General features: G+C 70.3%; 13 protein-coding genes. 4 read left to right on the plus strand and 9 right to left on the minus strand.

Annotated elements, in window-relative coordinates:
* Positions 1–2: 2 nt before the first annotated feature.
* Complete coding sequence (locus tag ASC98_RS01365) at positions 3–2546, minus strand: SLBB domain-containing protein (protein WP_056803369.1); 2544 nt, start codon at positions 2544–2546, stop codon at positions 3–5.
* A gap of 126 nt (positions 2547–2672) precedes the next feature.
* Complete coding sequence (locus ASC98_RS01370; RefSeq protein ID WP_056803373.1) at positions 2673–3125, minus strand: cytochrome c; 453 nt, start codon at positions 3123–3125, stop codon at positions 2673–2675.
* Between the two features lie 172 nt (positions 3126–3297).
* Between ASC98_RS01370 and ASC98_RS01375 the strand changes: the two genes are divergently transcribed.
* Together ASC98_RS01375 and ASC98_RS01380 are read left to right on the plus strand one after the other, a co-directional pair.
* Positions 3298–4101: a response regulator gene (locus ASC98_RS01375; protein ID WP_056803376.1), complete on the plus strand. Its 804-nt coding sequence runs from the start codon at positions 3298–3300 to the stop codon at positions 4099–4101.
* A 116-nt stretch (positions 4102–4217) separates the two neighbouring features.
* Complete coding sequence (locus ASC98_RS01380) at positions 4218–4544, plus strand: hypothetical protein (RefSeq protein ID WP_056803378.1); 327 nt, start codon at positions 4218–4220, stop codon at positions 4542–4544.
* 1 nt (position 4545) lies between these two features.
* Here ASC98_RS01380 and ASC98_RS01385 read toward each other — a convergent pair whose 3' ends face one another.
* Positions 4546–5460 carry a DMT family transporter gene (locus tag ASC98_RS01385; protein ID WP_056804724.1) on the minus strand — a complete coding sequence of 305 codons (915 nt, stop codon included), beginning with the start codon at positions 5458–5460 and terminating at the stop codon, positions 4546–4548.
* A 4-nt stretch (positions 5461–5464) separates the two neighbouring features.
* On the minus strand, positions 5465–6742 hold the full coding sequence (lplT, locus tag ASC98_RS01390; protein ID WP_056803381.1) for a lysophospholipid transporter LplT: 1278 nt from the start codon (positions 6740–6742) through the stop codon (positions 5465–5467).
* A 170-nt stretch (positions 6743–6912) separates the two neighbouring features.
* Here lplT and alr point away from each other — a divergent pair, with 170 nt between their 5' ends.
* Positions 6913–8013, plus strand: coding sequence for an alanine racemase (gene alr, locus ASC98_RS01395; RefSeq protein WP_056803384.1), 1101 nt, complete (start codon positions 6913–6915; stop codon positions 8011–8013).
* Positions 8010–8411: an alternative ribosome rescue aminoacyl-tRNA hydrolase ArfB gene (gene arfB, locus ASC98_RS01400; RefSeq protein WP_056804727.1), complete on the plus strand. Its 402-nt coding sequence runs from the start codon at positions 8010–8012 to the stop codon at positions 8409–8411. Before alr ends, arfB begins: the two co-directional genes overlap by 4 nt.
* A 12-nt stretch (positions 8412–8423) precedes the next feature.
* On the opposite strand, the gene ASC98_RS01405 is transcribed toward arfB, so the two are convergent.
* The 5 genes from ASC98_RS01405 to ASC98_RS01425 form a co-directional block, all read right to left on the minus strand.
* Entirely contained in the window at positions 8424–8819 is a 396-nt protein-coding gene (locus tag ASC98_RS01405) for a PIN domain-containing protein (RefSeq protein WP_056803386.1), read from the minus strand.
* Entirely contained in the window at positions 8819–9094 is a 276-nt protein-coding gene (locus ASC98_RS01410; protein ID WP_056803389.1) for an AbrB/MazE/SpoVT family DNA-binding domain-containing protein, read from the minus strand. The genes ASC98_RS01405 and ASC98_RS01410 overlap by 1 nt, the downstream gene beginning before the upstream one ends.
* A 62-nt stretch (positions 9095–9156) precedes the next feature.
* A complete protein-coding gene (locus ASC98_RS01415) occupies positions 9157–10653 on the minus strand; it encodes a methyl-accepting chemotaxis protein (protein WP_056803392.1) in 1497 nt (498 codons plus the stop codon).
* A gap of 135 nt (positions 10654–10788) precedes the next feature.
* Complete coding sequence (locus tag ASC98_RS01420; RefSeq protein ID WP_056803393.1) at positions 10789–11412, minus strand: LysE family transporter; 624 nt, start codon at positions 11410–11412, stop codon at positions 10789–10791.
* Between the two features lie 23 nt (positions 11413–11435).
* The gene (locus ASC98_RS01425; RefSeq protein WP_056803396.1) at positions 11436–12896 is read right to left on the minus strand and encodes a PLP-dependent aminotransferase family protein; all 1461 of its coding nucleotides are present in this window, start codon (positions 12894–12896) and stop codon (positions 11436–11438) included.
* Positions 12897–12931: the final 35 nt, after the last annotated feature.

The following is a 12931-nucleotide window of genomic DNA, read 5'->3' on the forward strand; positions in this document are numbered from 1 at the left end:
GCTCAGTCTCCGCGCAGCGTCTTGATGGCCGCCGCACCCAGGCCGAACTGGTAGAAGATCTGCGAGAAGTCCTTCAGGTTGCGGATGGTCGCGCGGCCCCAGCTCTCGTAGTCGAGCTGGTTCGGCACCACCACCGCATCGCCCGGCTGCAACGACTGGGATTCCAGGCTGCCGAACCAGCCACGGCGTTCGTTCGCATGGCTGACGGTGCCGTCGGCGCGCAGCACGAACATGTTGGACGGCTCGGCGGCCTCGTCGAGCCCGGCCAGCTTCACGTAATCGCCGACCGTGCGGTTGGGCTTCCACAGGAAGGCGTTGTTGTTGACGACCGCGCCGGCGACCGTCACGAAGCCGGGGCGGCTCGGCACCACGATGCGATCGGCGTTTTCGAGCGGCACCTCGGGCAGTTGGCTCACCGAGGTGGTTTCGGGCGTCAGTTCGAGCGCGACGCGACCGTTCGGCTGAACGCGGCTGAGCCGCGCCATCTGCGCCTGCGTCGCGGCCGAGCTGATCGCCGCCCCGCCGGCCTGCTCTTCGCGCCGGTTGGCCGCTTCGCGGGCCGCCTGCTGCGCCGACAGCACTTCGAGACGCGCAATCGCCACCTGCAGGTTCTCTCGCTGGCGCTTGCGGGTTTCCTCGCGGCTGAACTCGAGGCCGTACACGTAGGCCTGCGGCGTGAAGCCGCCGGCACGCGTGATCAGCTGGCCCAGCGTCTCGCCGGGCAGCAACTGGTACACGCCCGGTGCGCCGACTTCGCCCTCCACCGAGACCAGCCGCGTCTGCTTGGCCACCGGCACCCGGATGTCCTTCTGGCTGTAGATGGTGACGACGTCGCCGGCCTTCAGTTCGATGTTGTTGTCGGGATCGCCCTGCAGCACCGCCTTGCCGAGGTTGAATGGAATCACCTGCGTGCTCAGGTCCTTGTCGCTGAGCCGCTCGATCACCGCGTAGTCCCAGTTCAGTTCGTTGAACAAGGTGGCCGGCGTGCGCCTCGACTCGGCCGCGGCCAGGCGGTCCATGCGCCGGCGCGCTCGCTCGCCCTCGGTCAGCGGGAAGCGGTTCGGGTCGCGCGCGGCAGAGGGGTCGGCCGCGGACGCCACGACGAACGGCGTCGCCGTGTTGTCGGTCCCGCCGCCTTCGCTGCGCGTGCCGGTGGCACGGCCGGTCGGTGCGACGGGCAGACCGACACCGACATTGTTGCCGGTGCGGGCGGCGCGCTGCTCGGCTTCTTCCAGCAGGATGTCGTCGTCGTCGGCGAGGACCTGCACCAGCAGGTTCTTGCGCCGGTAGAAGTCGGGCGAGATCAGGGCTTCCTTGTCGGGGATCAGGTCGCGGATGCGCATGCCCGGCGTGAAGGTGTAGCGCAGCGGCTGCGCCACGTGGCCCTTCAGCGTCACTGCGTTCGCGAACTTCGGCGAGATCGTCAGCAGCGTCAGCACGTCGCCGTCGCGCAGCGGGTGCTGCAGCCCGGCGGCGTCCAGCTTGAAGTCTTCGACGTAGCGCGCTGCCGGCGACTGGGCCGGGTCGATGCGCTCGAGCTGCACGCGGTTCGGATTGGTCAGCACCGGCGAGCCGCCGGCATAGCGCAGCAGCTCGCCGACGGGCTCCTGCGTGTTCTTCAGTTCGTAGATGGCGGCATTGTCGAGCGCGCCGCTCAGCGCGACGCGCGGCCCCACCGGCTGGAACACCAGCACGTCACCGGCGGCCAGCTGCAGGTCCTTGGACTTGTCGCCTTGCACCAGGAACTCGTAGATGTCGAGTTCGGACACCAGCTGGTTGTCGCGGCGCAACTGCACGCGGCGCATCGAACCGTTCGGGCCCGGGCCGCCGGCGGCCACCACCGCCGACAGCATCGTCGCCTGGCTGGGCACCGTGTAGACGCCCGGCAGGCGGGCCGGGCCGACGACGAACACCTTCAGGCCACGCAGCTTGCCCAGCGACACGCTGAGGTTGAAGTTGCGGTACAGGCGGCCGATCTGCGCGCGCAGCTGGCCTTCGAGTTCGGAGGCCTTGATGCCCGAGACCGTGAAGCTGCCGACCTTCGGCAGGTTCAGCTGGCCATTGCGATCGACGGTGCTGCGGTAGTCGACGTCGATCGAGCCCCAGGCCCGCACCAGCACCTCGTCGCCGGGACCGACGGTGTAGTCCGCGGTCACCGGGACGTTGTCGACCGGCTGGGCGGCGCGCGAGGCCTCGGCGAAGAAGTTGCTGCCGAAGGGCTGCAGCTGGCGGCCGGTCGCGGCCTCGACGAACTTCTGGAACTCGCTCGGCTTCGGCGGCTGCAGGTTGCGCAGGCGGGCGGCGGCGTCATCGTCGTCGCGTGGCGCCGTCTGCCCGGGTGTCGGCACGTTGCGCAGCGCACCGCCGGGCGTCGTCGGCGCATAGCCGGGGGTGTTGGTGCCGGCGGGCGCGCTGGCAGCCGTCGCATAGGCCGGGGTGGTGAATGTGCCGCCGGGCGGCAATTCGTCGGCAGCCGCTGCGAGCCCGGCATGCAGCGGAAGCAGGACGGCGAGGACGCGCGCGGCTCGGAAACAAGACACAGTCATTCGAAGCGGGCTCGTGAAGTCGTGGGCAGGCGTGGGGCAGCGCCAGGCGGGTGGCTGCGCGCAACGCAACCCCGAATGGTAGCGGATGGTCTCCCCGCGCCGGCCGGTCGCACGGCCGCGCGTCGATCACTCCTTGCGGTAGCTGTCGTGGCAGCCCTTGCAGGCCTGGCCCACCGCGCCGGCCGCGGGCTTCAGCGTGTCGACGTTGCCGGCCTTCGCGGCAACGTTCAGCTTCTCCATCGCGTCCTGCATCTTCGACGCGGCGGCCTTGAACTTGTCCTGCTCGGCCCAGATCTCCGGCTTGGCCTTGGTGTCGCCCTTGTCGGTGCCTTCGATGAAGCCGGCGAACGGCAGCTTGGACATCATCGTCGCGATCTCGGCGTTGTCGGCGGCGACCTTGGCGTCGAACGGAACGCGTCCGTTGGCCATCGCGGCCACCCGGCTGAAGTGGCTCGCCATCACCGTGAAGGCCGCCTTGCGGTACTTGACCGCGTCTTCGGGCTTGGCGAACTGGGCGGCCGCCGGCAGTGCAGCGGCGAGGCCGGCCACAGTGGCGAGGACGAGGATCGATCGGTTCATGCGGGATCTCCTGGCGTGGGGCTGGGGTGGCGTGTCGTCGAACGCGGCTTGCAAGCGGCATCCGCAGGGCAGTGTACGCAGCAGAGCGGCATTCCATTCCCGGCCGGCGCTTGACGCGTTCTGCCACCGCGCCCACCATCCTCGCCATACCAACAGACCAAGGGAGCACACGATGACCGAGCGCATCCGCACGCGGTATTCGGTGGCGTTGCAGGGGTTCAGCGATTTCGAGCGCGACGGCGTGCAGTCGTTCCTGCGCCTGGCCGAGCAGCGTGCGCCGGCGTACGAACGCGCGGCCGACCTGGCCGAGGCCGACTTCGTGCTCGCCGATGCCGACCACCCGGCCGCGATCGCCGCGGTGACGGCCGCCGGGCGGCTCGCCGACACCGTCTTCATCGGCGCGCGGGCGCCGGCCGGCGCGGCGGCCCACCTGCCGCGCCCGATCGAGCCGACCCGCATCGTGCGCGAACTCGACCTGCTGCTCGAACAGCGGCTCGCGCTGCTCGACGAGCCGCCGCAGGCCGACTGGGTCGCCTCCGGTCCCGGCCTGCTGGACGAGGCCGCCGCCGGTCGCGGCCGCGCCGTGAAGGACGTGCTGGTCGTCGACGACAGCCGCATCGCGCTCAAGTTCCTGCAGGTGCGGCTGATGCGCCTGGGCTACCGCGTGCACCTGGCGCGCAACAGCACGCAGGCCCTCGACCGGATGACGGTGCACAGTTTCGCGCTGGCCTTCATCGACATCGCGCTCGGCGCGGACAGCCCGATGGACGGGCTGCAGCTGTGCCAGTTCATGAAGCAGACCGCCCGCCAGTCGGCCGGCGGGCCGCGCATCGTGCTTGTCACCGGGCAGGCCACCCCGGCCGAACGGGTGCGCACCTCGCTGGCCGGCAGCGACGCCTACTTGGCCAAGCCGCTGATGGACCCCGAGTTCCTGCAGGCGCTGCGCGAACTCGATCCCGACTTCGCCGTGCCCTGACGTGCATCACACGCGCTGAAGGCGCGGCTGGTCCAGGGTGATTCGACTGTCTCCATTTGAGAATCATTCTCATCTGAGATAGCATCGTCCCATTGCCACTGTCGAGGGAGCGTCGCATGGACCTGCTCGTCGAAGAACACCAGATGCCCGGTGTCGAGGCCGTGCTCGCGGGCACGCTGGCCCTGATGACCGGCTACAGCCAGTACCTGCAGGCGGCCAGCGACCCGGCGCACCGCGCAGGGATGGGCGAGAAGATCGCACGCAACCTCGCGATGCTGGCCGCGCACCCGCAGCTGTCGGGCGATTGCCGCTGCGTGCTGTGGCACCTGCACGAGCGCTGGGCGGTGATGGCGGGCTGCACCCGCGATGCCGGCGCGGCCTGCCATGCACCGCAGTCGCCGGCCGAGGTCTTCAGCCTGCCGGGGACGCGCACGCTGCAGTAGATCAGCGGACCCGTTCGAAGGCCGACAGCAGCGCCGCGGCCAGGATCAGCGCGCCGCCGATCAGCACCGTCGGCGTCAGCGTGCCGGCGCCGAGCGCGATGGCCGACAGCGTCGCGAACACCACCTCGCACAGCATCACGACCGACGTGACATTGGCCGGCAGCCGCGACGCGCCGTACTGCAGCGCGAGGTTGCTGGCCAGGAACGCGAGGCTCAGCGCGCCGATCGCCAGCACCCAGCCGGGCTGCGGCGCCGGCAGCCAGGGCACCAGCGCATTCGCGGCGAGCGTGCTCGCGAGCGTGCCGGCCACCAGCACGCCGCCGATGAACATCCCGAGCGCCCGCGCCTCTTCCGGCCGGTGCGCCTGGTGGCGCAGCATCACGTTGTTGAGCGCGAACGAGAAGCCGCCGAACACCGCCAGCCAGTCGGGCAGCGACTGCGGCAGTGGCAGCGCAACGCCCGCGCCGGCCGGCTTCAGCACGATGAACGCGCCGGCCAGCGCCAGCGCGATGCGCAGCGCGGCAGTCGGCGTGAAGGCTTCCTTCAGCACCAGCCGCGACAGCAGCACCGTCCACAGCGGCATCAGGTAGAACAGCAGCACGACGCGCACCACGTCGCCGATCACCATCGCCCAGTTGAAGGCCGCATTGGTCGCGCCCGATGCGAACACCAGCAGCCACAGGCTGGGCGTGCGCAGCAGCGTGCCGAGGGCGCGGCGGCGTGTCGCGACGATCAGCAGCACCGCGACGGCGTACACCAGCACGGTGGCCCACAGCGGGTGCAGGCCGAGCGCGTGCAGTTCGCGGAACGGCCACCACGAGAGGCCCCAGACGAGCGCGTTGAAGGCAAGGGCAAGCGCGGGAAGGAATCCGGCGGCGGTTCGCCCACCGCCGCCGGCGGCAGCGGCGGGCGTCATCAATTCAGTGCTTGTCGCTGCGGGCCAGCGCGAGCAGGTGATCGACCTCGTCGCGGTGCACGACCAGGTTGCGCGCGTGCCAGCGGCGGATCAGCCACATCGTGCCGGCGACGACCAGCCCGAACACCGTGATGGACGCGAAGGCCGACATGCCGAACTTCGTCATGCCGGTGTAGAACGCGCCCAGCCCGAGGATGCAGGCCTGCTCGTTGAAGTTCTGCACCGCGATCGAGCGGCCGGCGCCCATCAGGTTGTGCCCGCGGTGCTGCAGCAGCGCGTTCATCGGCACCACCAGGTAGCCGCCGATCGCGCCGAGGATCACCAGGAACGGCGCGGCGACCCAGACGTTGTGGATGAAATTCAGGCCGATCACCAGCACGCCCATGCCGATGCCGAGCGGGATCACGTTGGTGGCTTGGTCGAGCCGCACCCGCATCGACGCCGCGATCGCCCCGACCGCGGTGCCGAGCGCGACGACGCCGGCCAGCGTCGACGCCTGCGTGGTCGTGTAGCCCAGCGCCGCCGCCGCCCATGCGAAGACGATCACGCGCAGGTTGCCCGAGACGCCCCAGAACAGCGTGGTCGTCGACAGCGAGATCTGGCCGAGCTTGTCGCTCCACAGGCGGGCGTTGCAGCTGGAGAAGTCGCGCACCAGCTCGACGACGCTGTGCGAGAGCGGCTGCAGCGGGGCCTCGGTGCGCGGGATGCGCAGGTTGAAGAGCGCCGCGACGACGTACAGGAACACGATCAGCGAGATCGCGGCCTCGGGCGGCGTGTCGACGCCGGTGTCGACCAGCGGCATGTCGAACGCGAGCAGGTGCGCCGACACCATGTGGCCGACCAGCTGGCCGCCGAGCAGCAGGCCCAGGATGATCGACAGGATGGTCAGCCCCTCGATCCAGCCGTTGGCCTTCACCAGCTGCGAGTTCGGCAGCAGCTCGGTCAGGATGCCGTACTTGGCCGGCGAGTAGGCCGCGGCGCCCAGTCCGACGATGGCGTACGAGACCAGCGGGTGGCTGCCGAACAGCATCATCAGGCAGCCGATCACCTTGATCGCGTTCGACACGAACATCACCCGCCCCTTGGGCACGGCATCCGCGAATGCGCCGAGGAAGGGGGCGAGGATCACGTAGAACAGCGCGAAGATCGGACTCAGCGCGGGGACCTGCCAGGTCGGCGCGTGGGAGGTCTTCAGCAGTTCGATGGCGCTCACCAGCAACGCGTTGTCAGCCAGCGAGCTGAAGAACTGCGCCGACATGATGGTGTAGAAACCTTTTTTCATTCGCTGAGAGCGTGCTGCCTGTCGCCTGCCGGGTGGGCCCGGTCATCAATCGATGCAGCGCTCGAAGCGGCCGCTGCTGGTTCCCCGCGGCGGCGGTTATAGCACGCAGGTGCTGGCGAACCGACGGCAAAGCCCGCGATGGCGCCCCTTGCGCTGGCAGAATCCACGCCATGCCGCGTCCGATCGAAGCGCTGATCCACAGCGATGCACTGAGCCACAACCTGCAGCGCGCCCGCGCCTGCGCACCCGATGCCCGGGTGTGGGCGATCGTCAAGGCGAACGCCTACGGGCACGGCATCGAGCGGGTGTACGGCGCGCTGCAGGCCGCCGACGGCTTCGCGCTGCTCGACCTGGCCGAGGCCGAACGCGTGCGCGCGATGGGCTGGCGCGGGCCGATCCTGCTGCTCGAAGGCTGCTTCGAATCGCGCGACCTCGAGCTGTGCTCGCGGCTGAACCTGTGGCACGCGGTGCACCACGAGGCGCAGATCGACTGGCTCGCGATGCACAAGACCACCTGGCCGCACCATGTCTTCCTGAAGATGAACACCGGCATGAACCGGCTCGGCTTCACGCCGGCCGCGTTCCGCACCGCCTGGCTGCGGTTGTCGAACCTGCCGCAGGTCGACCAGATCACGCTGATGACGCATTTCTCCGATGCCGACGGGCCGCGCGGCATCGCGGCGCAGGTGGCGGTGTTCGACGCCGCCACCGCCGACCTGGATGGCGAGCGCTCGCTCAGCAACAGCGCGGCGACACTGCGTTTCGCGCCGACGCAACCCGGCGTGCGGGCCGACTGGGTGCGCCCGGGCATCATGGTCTACGGCGGGTCGCCCGACCACCCCGAATCGACCATCGCCGACTGGGACCTGCGCCCGGCGATGACGCTGCGCTCGCAGCTGATCGCCGTGCAGGCGCTGAAGCCGGGCGACACCGTCGGCTACGGCAGCGTGTTCACCGCCGAGCGCGAGATGCGCATCGGCGTGGTGGCCTGCGGCTATGCCGACGGCTACCCGCGCGTGGCACCGGCCGGCACGCCGGCGCTGGTCGACGGCGTGCGCTGCGCACTGGTGGGGCGGGTGTCGATGGACATGCTGACGGTCGACCTGACGCCGGTGCCGCAGGCCGGCGTCGGCAGCGAGGTCACGCTGTGGGGCCAGGGCCCGCACGGCAGCGTGCTGCCGATCGACGAGGTCGCGCGCTCGGCCGGCACGATCGGCTACGAGTTGATGTGCGCGCTCGCGCCGCGCGTGCCAACGCACACGGTGCCGTGATCCCCCAGGTCGATCCGGCCGAGGTCGAGTTCAGCGCGATCCGGGCGCAGGGGGCCGGCGGTCAGAACGTCAACAAGGTCTCGAGCGCGGTGCACCTGCGCTTCGACATCCGTGCGTCGTCGCTGCCCGAGCCGCTGAAGGAGCGGCTGCTGGCGCTGTCCAACCAGCGCATCACCGGTGAAGGCGTCGTCGTGATCAAGGCGCAGACCTCGCGCAGCCAGGACATGAACCGCCAGGATGCGCTGCAGCGCCTGCAGCAGCTGGTCGACAGCGTCGCCGTGGTGGCGCCGCCGCGGCGTGCGACCAAGCCGACGCGCGGCTCGCAGAAGCGGCGGCTGGAAGGGAAGTCGCAGCGCGGCGAGTTGAAGAGTTCGCGGGGCAAGGTGCGCGACGGCTGAACCCGCGCCGGCTCAGAGTACGCGCACGCCGGGCAACTTGCGCATCGCGCGATCGAACGTGGCCGTGAAGTCGCAGCCCTGGTGTGCGTGCTTGGCGACCACCAGGCAATCCGAGAAGCCGCAGGACGCGCTCTCGAACATCGCGACCGCGCGGCCGATCGCTTCGCGATCTTCGAACGCGAACGCTGCTTCGTCGAGCAGGCTGCGCACGGCACTCAGCTGCGCAGCCTTGTCCTGCGAGAACGCCGATCGCAAGGTCCACACCGCCTCGGCCAGCACGACATCGGTCACCAGCAGGGAGCCGGGGGCGCCGCCATGTTCCGCCAGCAGCGCGTCGATCCGTCTGCCCTGCGCGGGATCGTCATCGAGCCACAGACGCAGCAGGATGTTGGTGTCGACACCGATCATCAGCGTGGCGTCTTGGGGCGGCCCACTGCAGGCGCGTGCTTTTCGCGCAGGTGTTTCTCGATGCCCTCGTCCATCTGTTCGACAGACAAGGGGCCGGCATGGGGCGATCTGAGGATGCCTCGAATCCGGCGCGCATCGGGCTTGACCGGCCGGGCCGTGATGGTGTTGTCGGGCAGCAGCTGGAAATCCAGTGTCGATCCGGCGTCGAGGCCGAGCCGGTCGCGGATTTCCTTCGGAACGGTGACCTGACCTTTGCTGGTGAGCGTGGCGAACATGGCGGAGAACCCGGTCGTTGATTCCTTACATTCTAGGCCTGTAAGGAATCCTGCGGGCCGGCTCAGCCGCGCCGCGTCTTGTAGATCCCGCAGCCCAGCACCAGGTCCTGCGCCACCGGCACGATGTACGAGGTCTTCGGCAGCACCTGCCCGTTGGCCGGGTTCAGGAAGTCGTAGTCGACCCAGCCGCCGCCGGCCTCGGCGGCCGCCCAGACGTCGTGCGTCAGCTGGGTCACGTCGGTGCCGATGATCTGCTTCGCGCTCTTGCCGACGTTGGCCGGCTTGCCGCCGAACGCGTGGTACACCAGACCGCGGTCCCACGCGAAGACGTACATGTCGCGGTCGCTGAAGCCGTTGCCCGGCTCGGTGATGCCCGGCAGCGCCGCCGGCCCGCCGCGCTCCTTGTAGAACGCCACCGCGCGCTGCACCAGCGCCTGCGCTTCGTCGGCCGTGCCCTGGCGCAGCCGGAAGCCGCCGACCGTGGCCGACAGCTGGCGCGCCCGCTCGCTCAGGCTGGCGCAGGCACGCGAGGTCTGCTCGACCATCTGCGCGTTCTGGTGCGTCAGCTCGTCGAGCTGCGTCATCGCCTGCGACACCTGCGCGAGGCCGTCGCTCTGTTCGCCGACGGCCGAGGTGATGCGCCCCATCCGCCCGGTGAGCTCGGCGACACCGCCGACGATCTCGGTCAGCACGCTGCTCACCCGGTCGATGTGGCCGACGCCGCTGGCGGTCTCGGTGCCCGACTGCTCGATCAGCGCCTTGATCTCGCGGGCGGCCTCGCCGCTGCGCTGCGCGAGCGCGCGCACCTCGGACGCGACGACCGCGAAGCCGCGCCCCTGCTCGCCGGCCCGCGCCGCCTCGACGGCCGCATTGAGCGCGAGGATGTTGGTCTGGAACGCGATCGAGTCGATCACGCCGATGATGTCGCCGACCTTCTCGGAGCCGGCCTTGATCGCATGCATCGAATCGACCGCCTCGCGCATTGCGCCGCCGCCGGAGCCGGCCAGCCCGTGCACGCGCGAGGCCAGCGCTTCGGCCTCGCGGGCGTCGCTGGCGTTCTGGCGCACCGTGGCGTCGAGCTGCTGCACGCTGGCCGAGGTCTGTTCCAGGTTGGCCGACTGCTGTTCGGTGCGGCGCGACAGGTCGCCGGTGTCGGCCGTCAGCTCGGTGCTGGCCGCGGTGACCAGCAGCGTGCTGCTGCGGACGTCGGCCACCAGCCCGGAGAGCGTCTCGCTGACCGCATCGAGCGCAGCCCCGATGCGGGCGAATTCATCATTGCCGCGGATCTCGACCCGGCGCGACAGGTCGCCCTGCTTCATGCGCGACACCGCGCCCTGGAGCGCGCCGAGAGCGCCGGCCATCTGCAGGTACAGCGCGAGCAGCAGGTAGGCCAGCAGCACCGCCACCGCCAGCAGCGCGAGGCTGCCCCAGTGCGTCCAGCCGTGCTGCTGCACCCAGGCGCCGATCGCGCCGGCGGCCAGCAACGCACCGCCGACGGCCAGCACCGACAGCTTCGCGCCCAGCCCCAGCTTGCCGAATGCGGCGATTCCCGGGCCCATCGGCCCCCCGCTGCGATGCTCGTCCATCCACCCCCCGTAGAAGCCGCCCGATCAGGTGGTGCCGGTTGCGAACAACCGGCACCGTGGGCAAGCGATCGTACAGGCGGTGTCGCGCGGCGTGCAAACCCGCGCCGTTCAGGCGCGCTTGAAGAGTGCCAACAACGCCGCAGCGGCGACGAACAGGCTGCCGAACAATCGGTTCAGCGCGCGGATCTGCGCCGGCGACTTCAGCACCCGCAGCAGCCGCGAAGCGAGCGCGGTGTAGCCGGCCATCACGACGAGGTCGGTGAACATCAGCGTCGCGCCGATCACGCCGTACTGCGGCGCCAGCGGCTGCGCGAGGTCGAGGAACTGCGGCACCACCGCCAGCAGGAACACCGTGCCCTTCGGGTTGACCGCATTGATCATCCAGCCGCGCAGCACCAGCGAACGCCGCGTGACCTGCGCCTCGCCGGTGGCCGCGACCATCGGTTGCGCCGGCGCGCGCCATTGCTTGATGCCCAGCCACAGCAGGTAGCCGACGCCCAGCCACTTCACCGCCGCGAACGCGAGGCTCGACGCCGCGATCAGCGCGCCGAGCCCGAGGCCCACCACCAGCACCTGCGTCCAGATGCCCATCACCAGGCCGAAGGTCATGAAGTAGCCGCGCGCGAAGCCGTGGTTGACGCCGGCGCTCATCGCGGCGACCGCGCCGGCCCCCGGCGACAGGCTGATGGCCCAGGCGGCGGCGAAGAAGGCGAGCCAGAGGGAGAAGTCCATGTCGTGCTGTTCCCGGGAAGGTGTCAGAGTTGTTCGGTGATGATCTGCCCGAGCCGCTTCAGCCGCGTCTCGAGCAGCGGCGTCCACGGGTCGCCGTAGTGCAGCCGGATGAAGTGGTCGAAGCGCGCGCTGCAGGTGAAGGTCGAGCCCGGCGCCACGCCGATCAGCTCGCGGCAGGCCTGCTCGAAGACCTTGCGCGAATCCACCTGCGGCGGCATCTCGATCCACAGCGCCAGCCCACCGCGGGGCCGGCTCAGCCGGCAGCCGGGCGGGAAGTATCGCGTGATCGCATCGGCCATGGCCTGCGCCTGGGCTTTCAGCGACGCGCGCAGCCGGCGCATGTGGTGGTCGTAGCCGCCGTCGGCCAGGAACTCGGCGATCACCTCCTGCTGCAACTGCACGCCGGGCGACGAGGTGCGGAACTTGATCGACTGGCATTCGCGCAGGTGGCGGCCCGGCGCCATCCAGCCGACGCGGTAGCCGGGCGCCACCGCCTTCGTGAAGGCCGAGCACAGGATCACGTCGTCGCGCGTGTCGAAGCTCTTCAGCGCCGGCGGGCGCTCGTCGCCGAAATGCAGCTCGCCGTAGATGTCGCTCTCGATCAGCGGAAAGCCGCGCTCGGCGGCCAGCGCGACCAGCCGGCGCTTGTTCTCGACCGGCATCAGGCTGCCGACCGGGTTCTGGAAATTCGGGATCACGACGCAGGCGCGCACCGCGCCGGGCGTGCGCGTCGCGAGGTCGAGCGCCTCGATCGACAGGCCGTCGCGCGGGTGCGACGGGATCTCCAGCGAGCGCATGCCCAGGCTCTCGATCACGTCGAGCAGCATGAAGTAGGTCGGCGATTCGAGCGCGATCGTGTCGCCGGCCTTGGCCACCGCGCGCAGCGCGAGGTGCATCGCCTCCATGCCGCCGTTGGTCAGCAGGATCTCGTCGGGGTGCAGGCGCACGCCGCTGTGGATCGCGCGGCGGGCGATCTCGCGGCGCAGTGCCGGGCTGCCGCTGCTTTCGACGCGCGACGCGAATTCGGGGTGGCGGCGGTTGATGCTGGCCGTCAGCTGGCGTAGCTTGGCCTCGGGCAGCAGGCCGCGGCCTGCCTGCACGCGGAACGACGGCATCGCGCCGGGCTCGTTCGCGACCAGCAGGAACTGGCGCGTCAGGCCGTCGGGCGTGACGAAATCGGCCTTGCTCATGCGGGCGTCGAGCTCCGGCTCGGGCAGCGGCTGCGGGCGCGGCGCGACGAAATAGCCGGATTTGGGCCGGGCCTCGACCAGCCCGCGGTTCTCGAGCCAGCGGTAGGCGAGCGTCACGGTGGACGGGCTGACGCCATGCTGCTGGCACAGCTGCCGCACCGACGGCAGCCGGTCGCCGCTGCGCAGGCTGCCGCAGGTGATCGCTTTCTCCAGCCCGCCGGCCACCGCCTGGTAGATCGGCAACGACGGCGGGGACTGCAGCGGCGCGTCGAGATCGAGCAAGGCCTCTTCCATGGGACGGATTGTCGCCGCGCGCTGGTGGGCGGCAC

Origin of the sequence: Rhizobacter sp. Root1238, assembly GCF_001425825.1 — a bacterium.
GTDB lineage: Bacteria > Pseudomonadota > Gammaproteobacteria > Burkholderiales > Burkholderiaceae_C > Rhizobacter.

Excerpts from the sequence above, each read along its gene's own strand:
- ASC98_RS01365 (WP_056803369.1), bottom strand. The coding sequence starts at position 2,546 with ATGACTGTGTCTTGTTTCCGAGCCGCGCGCGTCCTCGCCGTCCTGCTT.
- ASC98_RS01370 (WP_056803373.1), bottom strand. The coding sequence starts at position 3,125 with ATGAACCGATCGATCCTCGTCCTCGCCACTGTGGCCGGCCTCGCCGCT.
- ASC98_RS01375 (WP_056803376.1), top strand. The coding sequence starts at position 3,298 with ATGACCGAGCGCATCCGCACGCGGTATTCGGTGGCGTTGCAGGGGTTC.
- ASC98_RS01380 (WP_056803378.1), top strand. The coding sequence starts at position 4,218 with ATGGACCTGCTCGTCGAAGAACACCAGATGCCCGGTGTCGAGGCCGTG.
- ASC98_RS01385 (WP_056804724.1), bottom strand. The coding sequence starts at position 5,460 with ATGACGCCCGCCGCTGCCGCCGGCGGCGGTGGGCGAACCGCCGCCGGA.
- lplT (WP_056803381.1), bottom strand. The coding sequence starts at position 6,742 with ATGAAAAAAGGTTTCTACACCATCATGTCGGCGCAGTTCTTCAGCTCG.
- alr (WP_056803384.1), top strand. The coding sequence starts at position 6,913 with ATGCCGCGTCCGATCGAAGCGCTGATCCACAGCGATGCACTGAGCCAC.
- ASC98_RS01405 (WP_056803386.1), bottom strand. The coding sequence starts at position 8,819 with ATGATCGGTGTCGACACCAACATCCTGCTGCGTCTGTGGCTCGATGAC.
- ASC98_RS01410 (WP_056803389.1), bottom strand. The coding sequence starts at position 9,094 with ATGTTCGCCACGCTCACCAGCAAAGGTCAGGTCACCGTTCCGAAGGAA.
- ASC98_RS01415 (WP_056803392.1), bottom strand. The coding sequence starts at position 10,653 with ATGGGCCCGGGAATCGCCGCATTCGGCAAGCTGGGGCTGGGCGCGAAG.
- ASC98_RS01420 (WP_056803393.1), bottom strand. The coding sequence starts at position 11,412 with ATGGACTTCTCCCTCTGGCTCGCCTTCTTCGCCGCCGCCTGGGCCATC.
- ASC98_RS01425 (WP_056803396.1), bottom strand. The coding sequence starts at position 12,896 with ATGGAAGAGGCCTTGCTCGATCTCGACGCGCCGCTGCAGTCCCCGCCG.